The sequence below is a fragment of the Mucilaginibacter rubeus genome, from assembly GCF_014643835.1.
Taxonomy (GTDB): Bacteria; Bacteroidota; Bacteroidia; order Sphingobacteriales; family Sphingobacteriaceae; genus Mucilaginibacter; species Mucilaginibacter rubeus.
This window is the reverse complement of sequence record NZ_BMKD01000001.1, coordinates 832,787-846,225: the sequence shown is the minus strand read 5'-3', so window position 1 is coordinate 846,225 and position 13,439 is coordinate 832,787. Positions and strand designations below refer to the sequence as shown.

Below are 13,439 nucleotides of genomic sequence, written 5' to 3'. Positions count from 1 at the left end.
TCAGCTTAAAAAGCTTAATTAATTACCGGTAATTTGTAATACTGCGGTTTCGGTTCGTCGCCGAACACAAAGTTGGTATAATCCGTTACTACATTATATAATGTATCACGTTCAATAGGCTGGCGGCCTACATGTTTAATTAACTCTACCACTTGCTTGGTGCTCATACCTGGATGCTGCTCTTCGGCGCCGGCCATTGAATAGATTTTGGTGGTATCATCAAGCGTACCATCAATGTCGTCAACGCCGAAGTTAAGCGAAAGCTGTGCGGTAGTACGACTGATCATAGCCCAATAAGCTTTAATATGGTCGAAGTTATCCAGGTAGATGCGGGCTACGGCGTAGTTTCGCAAATCTTCAATTACCGAAACCTCGGGTACGTGCGACATCTGGTTATCCTTGTTACGGAACTTAAGCGGAATGAACGTCTGGAAACCGCCTGTTTTATCCTGCAATTGGCGTAAGCGTTCCATGTGGTCAACGCGGTGTTTATATGCTTCAATATGTCCGTAAAGCATGGTAGCGTTTGAACGGCCGCCAAGCTTGTGCCATTCTTCATGAATAGCCAGCCACTGATCGGCAGTACATTTATCTTTTGAGATCTGATCCCTGATTTCCGGGTCAAAAATTTCAGCGCCGCCGCCGGGGATAGAGTCCAAGCCAGCTTCCTTCATCAGGCGCATGCCTGTGGCGTAGTCAATTTTAGCTTTTTTAAAGATGTAGTGATATTCAACCGGGGTTAACGCTTTGATATGCAACTCCGGGCGATGCGCGCGGATGCGGGCGAAAAGTTCCTGGTAAAAAGGCACGTCATATTGCGGCAGCACACCACCTACAATGTGAACCTCAGTAACCGGTTCGCCATCATACTTGGTAACCATGTTGAACATTTCATCCATGGTGTACTCCCATCCTTCCGCCTTTTGTTTCAGCAGCCGCGAGTACGAACAAAATTTGCAGTCGTAAACGCAAAGATTGGTGGGCTCAATATGAAAATTACGGTTGAAATAAGTTTTATCGCCGTGGCGTTCCTCGCGGATGTAATTAGCCAAAGTGCCAAGATAGCCAAGTTCGCCCTGCTCATAAAGCAAAACACCTTCATCAAAAGTGATGCGTTGTTTGTCAAGAACTTTTTGAGCAATATGCTTTAAATCAGCAGATAAATTCGGATCGTTAAGTAAAAACTGTAAATTATCTGAATTATGCATCAATTAAAAATTTGGTCAAAGGTACTAAAAAGCACAAAAGTAATATGCGTTATGACACATATCGGCCAAATTTCGCGGTAAATTACAATAAAGTTACAGTGCCTTGATCTCGCTTATGGAGATACCTGTTGAGCAATCATCCTGACAGCCATTGGGTACATAACTTGCGCCGGATATCATGCCATTATTATTGGTTTCAAAATAAATGGTATTCTTTTTCTTATCTGCAGATAGCCATTCGTTCTTTGCTTTCTGGTAAACCTGGTCGAGGGTTATTGATGCAGCACCGGCGTCATGCTGGTTTAAAGAGTTTTTGTCCTCATGCCATTGTTCCCTGATAGCTTTAACAGGGGGCATATTAGCAGTTTTATACTCTAAAACATATGATAAACACCCGGCCAGTTAGGTTTAATATAATTTTGCATAAGTATCATCCTGGTCACTGGAGGGAAGTAAAACCACCTTTCGATAAATTTTTAATTTCGTTTGCTCCCAATTGGCGGTGAACTCATATTGTTCCTGAATAGCTTTTAAAGCTCGCGCTATAGTGCTTTGGCCTCCCCATGCTGTAATAAACAATTGGCCCGGTTTATCATCAAGTATCAGGGTTTTGATGAGGTCTGAACCTGGTGAATCTTTTGAAATATCACCATCAAATTCAATATTCCCAATCCTGATTTTGCCTCTGAGTACATCAGGTGCAGGATAATTGAAATTATGAATTTTTAGATTGGCGTAAACATTTGCGTAGGTATACACAGCATCATGAATAAAATGCTCATCTTCACCCCACCGCCACGATTCACATGGGCACAAGTTTAATCCAAAGCGGGTATACTCCCGTCCCGGTACAAACCATTTGGTTCTTTTGCTATCTCCCTTCCAATGAAAAGCGCTGCTGGCATAAATCAATCCTTCAATTTCAACATCACTGCTATATAGCAGGAACCGAATAAGTGAATTATTATCATCCAATTCCGGATCTGCTGTAATTACGATGCGTGGTCTTGTTTCGTTGGGTAAGTTTTGAGCGTGCGCAAAGCCGTTAGTAGTAAAAAGAGCGATTAGCATAAATGCATATCGCCTCGGTTCGAAGCTAAAGTATTTTCCGTTTAAAATCATTGGCAGCGCCGGCTTATAATTTTATATCAAAGAGATAGTTAAATATAAGCAAACCATCCGCTATGTTATAAAAAACAGCCTAATATGTATACAAAAATCCCGCTTGAGCAGAATTTTTGTATACTGGCGTGTATGGAAAAGTTTTAAATTGTAAATTACGTTTACTGCTGTTCCCTCAATGGTGCTTCGGCATGAAGATGATGTGTTTTTTGGATCAGAACGTGAGCTTCAGTTCTGTTATGCCCCGGAGGCGCTAAAAGCAAACTTGTTTTGGATAAACCCGACCATAAAGTTTGATTTTGAAATGCAATTGTACAGCCGCCGCGCCTCCTTTGCGAAATCATGCGGTTGATATCGCCAACACAAACCCAGGGGTCATGCAATGTGACTCCCCATTTGGCATGGTCATGTGTTTCGGGCCAGGCCCAGTGTGCACCCATGAAACCTAAATTGATATACTTGATGTCAAAAGTTTTGTGAATGCCGTCGCTATCAGCGATAGGTGGAATAGGACCGCGGATCCAGGTTTCAATGTCTAAATCGTCGTTTAGGATAGGCCCTACCAATTCGTTCCAAAAATCTTTATTCCATTCCCGGTTCTTGGCTATAACTTTGAATGGCATACCGCCAATAGACTTTAAATCGATCGAGTCGCCCAGAGCGATCGGGTGGCTCGCCAAAGGCTGTGTCAGCGAATGCAACTCGGCAGTTGCGGGCAGGTTGGCGGTATTATGAAGATAGATTTGCGGCTCCTGGTGGTTCAGCATCTGTTTGGCAATAAGATTAGCGGTATCCAAATCCAATGAAATGCACAGGTAGGTTTGCCCGTATTTGGGAGTAGGATCTTTGATGGCACCAGGGTCTGCAAATTTCGGCCATGAGTGAAGTAACCAAAATGCAGTTTTAGATTCGGTATCAAATGCCAATACTCCCTTGGTATGCCCTTTGGTGCCATCATCATGTTTATTGGCACTTTCGGGCATCTCGTCATTATAAAGAACCCATCCGGTACTCGGAGCCGGTGATTTAATGTTTTTGAATACGGAGTCCATAGTCAGGTTGAGTGCTCCTTTATCGCCATTCAAAACATTGGGTGATTTTGTAATCGTCCTTTTTCGGGCGTCGGTATTGGCATCGATAGTTGAGTCGTAATAAACATATTCGTACCCTGTAGCTTTGTCATTACCCACACCTCCGTCAAGTTGCGGAACTTTGTAGATAAACCACCAGTCGACTGGTGCGCCGTTCTCATCAAGCGCAGAAATTTTCATAACTTTTTTGGTTAGGTTGAAAAATTAATTGATTAATTGTTTGCAGGCGTTGATGAGGTTTGCAATAAAGATAAAGTAATATCGTGCACAAATGACCACGTAATTTCACGGAATTTTCAGAAGAGTTTCCCGTATTTTTACGCATAAAACAATTAATAGATCAATAGAAATTTAAGGCAATCAGCTATAAAAAAAACTCGCTGTCTGGTTAAGGCAACGAGCTCTAATCATCCATGTAATATTATACGGTTAATCTCTGGGAATGATGTTGACGTTAGCTATTTTCCCGATCAATCATCATGATCTTCATCTTTGCCCGCCAGTTTAGCGGGATAAGCTTTTTTACCCTTGGCCGCAAACCAAAGTATCCTGTTCATCACATCATCATTACCACCGTCAATATGATCGTATTCAGGTCTTGATGATAATTGTGCAAAATGCAATGCAGAACCTTTTAGCGCAGAAAAAGGCTGGTTGATTGTATTGAGCGGAACCCTGTTTTTTAAACTGGTATAAGTGTATGCAGATGGTTTGCCGGTAAAGCAATCAAACATAGGTAATGCAGTAGCGTCAATAATATTCATTGGTGGTAAGCCCAATATTTGCTCAATAGAACGCACTATACAGGTTTGATTATAGTTTTTGCTCACCTTATGCTGTAACCTGCTATACGGACTAATCACAAACCCTGTAGTACGATATGCAGATACATGGTCCCACCCTGCCTGTGAATCATCTTCGGTAACAAATATTACCGTGTTTTTCCAGAAACGGCTTTTTGAAACTGCTTCAACAATACGGCCGAGCGCCAGGTCATTATCAGCTACCATAGCGTCAGGTGTCGGGTAGCCTGGCCTCGTGCCTACGGTATGATCGGCCGATAGGGCCATGATCATTAGTTGCGGTAACTGGTCGCCGGGCTTTTGCTCATATTCATGTAGCTCTTTAATAAAAGCGGTGGCCCGTAACTGTTCATTAATCTTATGCTCGTCAGATCCCGGGAAGTTTTGTGACAGCATTGGCCTCACCCGGGAAATAGTGCTGGTGTTTTTAAATGCGAATGGTTTACCTGCTGTGTAATTGTTATAAATATCGCTCCAGTTTAACTTATCATCAAAATGCACGGCACAGGCTTCACCGTAAATTCTGACCGTTTTGCCATGATCGGCGGCATTATTCCAGATAAAACCGTTCCCGTCATAAACCAAAGCATCCTCCTGCACATGAGGATAACTTCTAAACCATGAACGGACGCTTTTTTCAACATAATCTGTAACCATAGCGGCATCAGTCCATTGGTGCCCTTCGGCAGAGCATTTTCCTGAGGCATAATAATTATCAAGCAATAAAAAGTTGCGCGCTAAATTATGCTGATTAGGGGTAACACTATCACCATAAATACAAAGCGATTTATTGCCTTCACCTTCAGGCATATCGCCCAAAACCTGGTCGTATGTACGGTTTTCCTTGATGATATAAAGCACATGGTTAAATACCGATGGCTCGCCAATACGCTCTGGTATGGGTTTAGGCGCAATGTTTTTACGGGGCAGTAGCTGCGCTATCTGCTGGCGGAAACTCAGGTTTAGGTTTTGGACTTTTTGAGTATACTTTTTAAGCAAAGCATCATCGGGAATGGCTATCATTGATACCGTAGCCTTCGAATGGTGCGAGTTGTAAGCTGTAACGTCTGCTCCCGAGGGTAAATCACCTTTCAAATTGCTTTTACCTATCTCATCGGCACTTACCCTCGAGCCTTCTCCTTCCAGGTTAGTTACAAATAAATTATTGCCGTCAACAGCCAGGCCGCCAGGGTATGCTTCGGTTGGAATAAAGCCTTTCACTTCGTTAGTGCCGGTTCCTTTAAGAGATGTTTTACTACCCAATTTTACCATGGCCACAGCGTTATCCAAACCATTTGCTACATAAAGTATTGTACCATCGGCATTAATGGCTAAAGCATTGGGCGTATCACCTATATAACTCTTTTTGCCAGGATTTAATTTAACATCAATCGCTGCTACATTTTGTAATGAACTTGTTGAAATTACCGATACCATGTCACTATTGCCATTCGCAACATAAACAAAAGCTTCATCGGCACTGTTGATAATGGCATTAGGATGCAGCCCCACAGTAATTTCCTTGATCACATCTCCTTTAGCCAAATCCATAACCATTACAGTGCCCTGCACTGTTGCCCCTGTTTTAGGATCGACATAAGCCTTACCATAGGGTACACCCGCTGTTTCACGCTTCAATGTATCAATAGCTTGCGGCCCGGCCCAGTTGGTTAAAAATATCTTGCCCTTTGCTATCGTCAATCCATAAGGTGCAACACCGGTCGATCTTGTCCAAACGGTTTTATTATCAGTTAAATTAATCTTTACCAGTTGATTATTCCCGTTTAAAACTACATATAAGTAATTTATACCATTTTCTTTATTGATGGCTAAATCGTTAGGTAATGCCAATGGCGACTCGCCTTCAGCTTTAAAATTGAAAGTGTTTTGTATGCTGATATTACCATCTTTCCAGATAGCCTGGAAAACGTACGATTTTGAATCCTTACCCTTGCCTGCTGCAGCGCTCCAATATATTTGAGTTTGATTGTCAATATTTACAACTTTTAGGCCGGAGTAAGTACTTGTAAGTCCGCCGTAGCGGGGATCTTGTTTATAGGTCCAGCGGGTGGTTACTTTTTTTGAGAGTGTATCAATTATAGTAAGTCCGTATCGGTCTTCGACAGCGATAAACCTGGTGCCGGGGATCAGCCTTACATCCATGCTATGATTTTCGTCGGATGCATCGCCAAACGATATCACCGTTCCTGCCGGATCAATAATACGGTTGTAAGGCATTAAAACCGGTAGTATATGGCGATTTAGTGTGCTGTCATCATAAGCACTGTGCATATTAACCTGTTCATTATCGGAGCTTTGTTTGTTGCCAGAAACGGTATGGCAGGCATAAAGGGGAAAAAAAATTGCTAATATGGATAGATGCAATAAGAATTTTGGATACTTCATAGTACTGAACTAAGTGGCTAAATTAAGGCAGATACGTTTACTAAAGGTAAATATTTGATAAAGAATATAATTGTTACATAGTTAACGAAAATGCGTTGGTGATTGTCTTCTTTTATATAATTGTTATGATATTTACCGGGTAACACATCAATATACGAGTGATCAGGATAATCAGCTACCAGGAAGGCGAAAGCAACCATAATATTATCATCAAAGGCGCAACCATAACCGACTTTAGTGAAAGTGTTATTGCCGCTCATGCAGCCGTCAGCATTTATTTTGACAAGCAAAGTTACAGGCAAATACTGGCCAAACATTTGGAAATTAACCACGGAGCTTTTACCAATCAGTCGGGTACGGTTGCCTTCCCCGAGGTAATCATTACCAGTCATGAAGGGCAGCTGGCACTTTCGTGCGGGTGCCATGCTACAGGTAATAAACTGTGCGAGCACCAGGCACAGGTACTATCGGCAATAACACAGCGTGATGAGTTACGGTTATTTTTTGATGACGAACTAAGACATAAAAAGTTAAAAAAAGCAGCAGCTGATTACGGACTTGAAGAGGCCCCTGATCTCGACAAGTTTTTCGAGGTAAAATCACTGTCTAAAAATTTCGAGATAGTCCCCCGCTCCGCCGCGTTAACAGCCATTACCAAAGAGAGCCTTGCCAGTTTGCAAAGCGTTATAGTTAATAACATTTCTGAACCGGTTGGGCAACCTGGCGAGGACACGGATAAAACAACTTGTATCATACTAAAACAGCATAAATACTATAAATATTTATTTATTGAACTATACACCGCACAAAGCACCAAAGATGGAAAAATCAAGAACCCCCTTGTGCCTATAGCTCCTTTAGACCTGATTTGGGAAACGAATGACGCACAGCAACTCAAATTCTTTACCGGGGTACATAAGTTTCAAAATCATATTAACATACAAAGAACTGCTGCGGATATCGCAGCACTAAAAGCCGTTGTTAAAAACCCATTGGCCTACAGTTTTTACGCGCATGACAACACTGTTTCGGATAAAGTAACAGCTGGCTCGATAAACCCTGTATTGGTTAAAAATTTAAAAAGTGACCTGGAGCTAAAAGTAAATACCTGGGATGAGTTTTATGAAATAAGCGGCATTTTTAATATAGATGGCTTGCTGTACAATGTTAAGGACCTTGATATCAGGTATACTTATTTTATCGGCATAGGCAACGCGCTTTATCTTATTGAAAGCTTACAGGTATTAAATATCCTCGACCTTTTGAAAAAGAAACAAGGCAGCCTGCAGGTACATAAGAGTAAGTTTGCAGAATTAAAATCACATTTGCTTAACAAACTGGAAAACAAGCTTCTTATTGATTATACTTACATTAAACCTGCAACACAAGAGCAAATAAAAAAAGAAGGCTTTGATCAGCCTACCGAGAAGATCATTTATCTGTCGGACTTTGGCGCACATGTCATGATCATACCTGTGCTGCGTTATGGTGAGGCCGAGATCCCGATGCGCACGCAAAGGCAGATCTACGGAACCGACGAAAAAGGCAACCAATTTTTAGTTAAACGGCGCGATGATGAGGAAATAGCCTTTACAGCTCTGCTTGTAAAACAACACCCTTATTTTAACGAACAGTTGGATAACGGCCTTGATTACTTCTACCTGCATAAAAGGCATTTTTTAGATGAGGAGTGGTTTTTAAATGTATTTGACGAATGGCATAACCACAAGATCGAAATACTCGGCTTTAACGAACTGGAAGGCAACAAGCTGAACCCGCATAAAGTAAAGATAACCATCAACGTAGTGAGCGGGATTAACTGGTTCAATACAGTTATCGATATAAAATTTGGCAAAAAAAGAGCTTCGTTGAAACAGGTTCACCAGGCTGTAAAAAATAAAAGCAAGTATGTACACCTTGATGATGGAACCCGGGGAATTTTACCCACCGAATGGATAGAGAAATTCACTGATTATTTTAATTCGGGAGAGATTGCTGATAATGACACGCTGCATACTTCAAAAAGTAATTATACTGCTATACAGCAATATTACGACGAGGAAATGCTTGACGAGGACGTGCGAAATGAACTTGCGATATACAACAGAAAGCTTACCGGTACAGAAAGCATTGATGAAGTACCGGTTCCTCCCGGATTAAACGGAACGCTTCGCGCTTACCAACGCCAGGGATTAAACTGGTTAAGTTTTTTGGATAACCTTAATTTTGGCGGCTGCCTTGCCGATGATATGGGTCTGGGTAAAAGTCTCCAGGTGATTGCCTTTATCCTTTTACAGCGCAGCAAAACTGAAAACAACACTAACCTTATTGTTGTGCCTACCTCGCTCCTCTTTAACTGGCAGCAGGAGGTACAAAAATTTGCGCCTTCTATCAGCATCCACACCATTTACGGTGCTGAACGACTTAGGCATACCAAACACCTGCACCAGTATGAGATAGTGCTTACCTCCTACGGCACATTACTGTCAGATGTTAATTTTCTAAAGGATTTTAATTTCAACTACGTTTTTCTCGACGAATCGCAAAATATAAAAAATCCCGAATCGCAGCGTTACAAGGCTGTAAGGCTCCTGAAATCGCGCAATAAAATTACGATAACGGGTACTCCGATAGAAAATAATACGTTCGACTTGTATGGTCAACTTTCATTTGCCTGCCCCGGTTTATTGGGGAGCAAACAATATTTCAAGGATATTTATGCGGTTCCGATCGATAAATTTAAGGGTAGCAAACGCGCGGCCGAACTACAGGAAAAAGTAAAGCCTTTTATACTTCGGCGTACTAAACAACAGGTTGCAACTGAATTGCCCGAGAAAACCGAAATGGTGTTGTATTGTGAAATGAAGCAGGAGCAGCGTCATATTTACGACTCATACGAAAAAGAATTTAGAGAGTACATTTCGGCCACAACAAATGAGGAGCTAAAGAAAAGCCCGATGAACGTATTAAAAGGGTTAAACAAATTGAGACAGATCTGCGATTCGCCGATGCTCATAAAAGGCGAAAAAATGCCCGGTGATGCATCGGCCAAATTGGAAACGCTGATTGAGGAAATAGAAAGCAAAAAGCACCAGCATAAGATCCTCATATTTTCGCAGTTTGTTTCCATGCTTGATCTTATCCGCAAGGAGTTGATATCCCGCGGGATTCGCTTCTCATACCTCACCGGTCAAACCCGCAAACGCGAGCAGGTTGTTAATGAGTTTCAGAATGATCCCGGCATCAGGGTATTCCTGATTAGTCTCAAAGCCGGCGGTACCGGTCTTAATTTAACGGAAGCCGATTATGTTTATCTCGTCGACCCGTGGTGGAACCCGGCTGTCGAAAACCAGGCCATAGACCGCTGCCACCGCATAGGCCAGGATAAAAAAATTGTGGCGGTAAGGCTCATTTGCCCCGGCACTATAGAAGAGAAGATCATGGTGATGCAGCAATCAAAAAAGGATATCGCAAATAGCCTGATCAGGCCCGACAGCGCTGCTACGAGTTCATTGTCAAAAGATGACCTCCTTGATTTATTGAATTAGTTAATCATTGTTGAACATTCAAGCTAACCGTCGCTATTGCGTTTTAGATTTTCGTAATAGCGGGAGAACTAAAAAAGTAACAATAACGTGAACAACTAATGACAGCCCAAAAGTAAACAGCACGATATATGATCTCCTCATCCAGGTATCAAAATAATCAAGGAAGGCTGAGCGGTTTGTACCACTATACAAGGCAGCTAAAGCAAACACAGATAAGCCGCTAAGCCAAAGCCCAAAGATTCTAAGCTATATTTTTCTCATTAACAGTAAACAAATGTCAAATACTATTCAACCGGATCAGGAGGCGCCGGTTTCGATGGATCATATACAGCTACGGCTACCCGTGAATCTGCACAGCCATAGTAAAGGAACCATTTCCTTTTAAAATAAACCATTCCTTCAATAAAAACTGTTCCGTTAATATATTGACCACTTTTTTCGAAAGATTCCATTGGTCTTAAGAAAGGAATATCGAGGCGTGTTTTGAATTTAGAAGGATCTTTTGCATCAAACAAGGCTTGCCCCGCACAGTATGAATTAGCGTTAAACCGGATGTCCCTGCCTTCGGCGGGTTTGTTTTTGCCATTGTAAAACAGGATTACACCATTTTTGGTCATCAACGCAGGCGGGCCGCATTCGGTTAAGTCGCTATCGAAATAACCATCGCGCGGGGACATGAGTTCTTTCAACTCTCCTTTATTGTCAACCACCGGGGCCCAGTCTAACAGGTTTGTTGATGTTGCCGCATATACATGATGCTCGCCCCAGTACAGCCAATATTTTCCATTTGTTTTAATAATCACTTGTTTACCATTAACCACCCGAGTTAATATAGAAGCTGATTTACTGGCGATATTGAAAAACCTGCCATGATAAGCAGCTTCAAATATCGGCCCGTGTTTTTTCCAATGGATGAGGTCTTTTGATGTGGCCACACCTAATCTTGGCAAATCGCGGTTCCATTCGGTGTAAAAAACAACATAGGTGCCGCTGGGCGTAACGGCTACGCGGGGGTCCTCACAGCCTCCGGGCCATTCGTACTTTTTAGCAATATCATTATCGGGATACAGCACCGGGGTTTTCCTTCTGCTAAACTTAATACCATCAGCACTTTCGGCATACCCAACACGTGAAGTACGAAAGCCAATACCGATGCCGTACAAGTCTTCAGCCCGGTATAATACTACTATTTTATTGTTCTTGACGGTTGCACCAGGGTTAAAAGTATCGTTAGCTTCCCATTGAACCTGCCTTCTACTCATCGGATCATGGAACCGGGAAACCGTATCTGGTGAGATAATAGGATTGATATTTGCCGGCCGCACAAAGCCACCAAAGGCCCAGGTAGGCAGGGTATTAACCCGCGACTGGCCATAGCATAGCTGGGTAAGTAACAACGAAAATATAATACTTCCCTTCCGTAAAAAGTTTATCATAATAAATGGCTTATGTATTTGTTTTTTTAATTGGCCCACACCTTGATATCTATTATTTCCCTGCGATAATATCGCACAAAACCCCTGAAAACAAATCAGATATCAGTTATATTCGTTCCAAAAATAGTAAATTTATAACCTGTTATAAACCAATTACCCATCCTGCAGCAGGGTATAATTTTAGGCTGATGAGAAAACTTTTTTTACTCGCATTTTTATTCTTTGTATTTAACGCAAAATCGCAAACGCTTACACCCCGGCAACAATTCCCGGGATTGTTTGAGGCGGTTCAAACTTCAACCATTTTCCCGGATAACAAAACTTTTGTTGACGCTGTGCCCAAACAGGATCCAGCGCTGATCATGAAGGCTTATAACGAACAGAAAGGTCAGCCCGGGTTTAACCTCCAGGCATTTATATTGGCCAATTTTAACGTACCTGTATCGCACAACAATTTTCAAACAGATATATCGGCCGGTATCCGCAAACATATTGATACTTTGTGGCAGGTATTACAACGCCGTCCGGATGAAGCAAAACCTTTTTCATCAACCCTGGCGCTGCCTAACCCTTACATTGTACCTGGCGGCAGGTTCAGGGAAATTTACTATTGGGACTCATATTTTACGATGTTAGGCTTACAGGAAAGCCATCAGGTTAAAGTGATCCGCAACATGGTCGAAAACTTTGCTTACCTCATTGATAAATATGGCTTTATACCCAACGGCAATCGAAGTTATTATCTTACCCGTTCGCAGCCGCCATTTTTTGCTATGATGGTAAACCTGTTGGCCAAAATTGAGGGAGAGAAAGTATTGGTACATTTCAGGCCGCAATTGATCAAAGAATATGAATATTGGATGCATGGATGGGAAGCTGTACAAGCCAATCAGGCTGCACACCGGGTTGTACGAATGCCGGATGGGCAGATAATGAACCGTTATTGGGACGAAAGTGATGAACCCCGCGAAGAATCATATATAAAAGATGTTAATGCCGCCAAAGAAAGCAAACAACCGGCAGCACAATTTTACCGCAACGTGCGGACAGCGGCGGCTTCGGGTTGGGATTTTAGCACGCGCTGGTTTGATTCGTCGGGCAAGTTGCCAACTATACAAACCACCGACATTATACCGATTGATTTGAATTGCTTATTATATAACCTGGAAATGACTATTGCACGCAGTCTGAACCAGCTCTCAAATGCGAAGCTGGCCAAAATGTATAGGTATCGGGCAAATAGTCGAAAAAATGCGATCCTGAAATATTGCTGGAACCAGAAAACAGGCTGGTTTGATGATTATAACTGGAGGCTGAATCAACTATCAAGTGTGGAAACACTTGCAGGGGAGTTCCCGCTCGAATTTAAAATTGCCAGTGATGAGCAAGCCCGCCTTGTGGCCGATGGGCTCAAAAATAATTTCCTGAAACCCGGCGGACTGGTTACTACACTCAACTTTTCCGGCCAGCAGTGGGATGCACCCAATGGCTGGGCCCCACTGCAATACATAGCTATTGACGGGCTCGAAAAATACAATTACAATACGCTGGCCAAAGAAATTGCCACCCGCTGGCTTAAACTTAACATCCGGGTGTTTAAACAGACCGGTAAATTACTTGAAAAGTATAATGTGGTTGATACCCAATTAACTGCCGGCGGTGGTGAATACCCCCTACAAGATGGTTTCGGCTGGACGAATGGGGTATTACTGCACTTAGTAAACAGGTATCATATTGATACCCAGCAATTAGAAAGGGCTCCGGCAGAAGTTCAGAACTAAGTACCTGGTAAAGCAAGTTTCAGAAGCCAGACTGACGAAGTTTT

The 13,439-nt window shown here is 42.3% G+C and carries 8 protein-coding genes; 2 read left to right on the top strand and 6 right to left on the bottom strand.

The genetic code is table 11. The features are described from left to right. Positions 1–14 precede the first annotated feature (14 nt). The 5 genes from mqnE to IEX80_RS03290 form a co-directional block, all read right to left on the bottom strand. On the bottom strand, positions 15–1,208 hold the full coding sequence (gene mqnE / locus IEX80_RS03310; RefSeq protein WP_090525545.1) for an aminofutalosine synthase MqnE: 1,194 nt from the start codon (positions 1,206–1,208) through the stop codon (positions 15–17). Between the two features lie 93 nt (positions 1,209–1,301). Then, on the bottom strand, positions 1,302–1,565 hold the full coding sequence (locus IEX80_RS03305; RefSeq protein ID WP_188831905.1) for a hypothetical protein: 264 nt from the start codon (positions 1,563–1,565) through the stop codon (positions 1,302–1,304). Between the two features lie 51 nt (positions 1,566–1,616). Beyond that, positions 1,617–2,279: a nucleoside hydrolase-like domain-containing protein gene (locus tag IEX80_RS03300; RefSeq protein WP_229701500.1), complete on the bottom strand. Its 663-nt coding sequence runs from the start codon at positions 2,277–2,279 to the stop codon at positions 1,617–1,619. Between the two features lie 212 nt (positions 2,280–2,491). Continuing rightward, positions 2,492–3,601: a deoxyribonuclease II family protein gene (locus IEX80_RS03295; protein WP_090525541.1), complete on the bottom strand. Its 1,110-nt coding sequence runs from the start codon at positions 3,599–3,601 to the stop codon at positions 2,492–2,494. Positions 3,602–3,891: 290 nt separating this feature from the next. After that, entirely contained in the window at positions 3,892–6,630 is a 2,739-nt protein-coding gene (locus IEX80_RS03290; protein WP_188831904.1) for a bifunctional YncE family protein/alkaline phosphatase family protein, read from the bottom strand. Between the two features lie 158 nt (positions 6,631–6,788). Here IEX80_RS03290 and IEX80_RS03285 point away from each other — a divergent pair, with 158 nt between their 5' ends. After that, positions 6,789–10,178, top strand: coding sequence for a DEAD/DEAH box helicase (locus IEX80_RS03285; RefSeq protein WP_229701499.1), 3,390 nt, complete (start codon positions 6,789–6,791; stop codon positions 10,176–10,178). 284 nt (positions 10,179–10,462) lie between these two features. Here the strand turns inward: IEX80_RS03285 and IEX80_RS03280 are convergent, their stop codons facing one another. Then, a complete protein-coding gene (locus IEX80_RS03280) occupies positions 10,463–11,614 on the bottom strand; it encodes a beta-1,2-mannosidase (protein WP_188831903.1) in 1,152 nt (383 codons plus the stop codon). A 188-nt stretch (positions 11,615–11,802) separates the two neighbouring features. Between IEX80_RS03280 and treA the strand changes: the two genes are divergently transcribed. Beyond that, entirely contained in the window at positions 11,803–13,395 is a 1,593-nt protein-coding gene (gene treA / locus IEX80_RS03275) for an alpha,alpha-trehalase TreA (RefSeq protein WP_188831902.1), read from the top strand. The last annotated feature ends 44 nt before the right edge of the window (positions 13,396–13,439 follow it).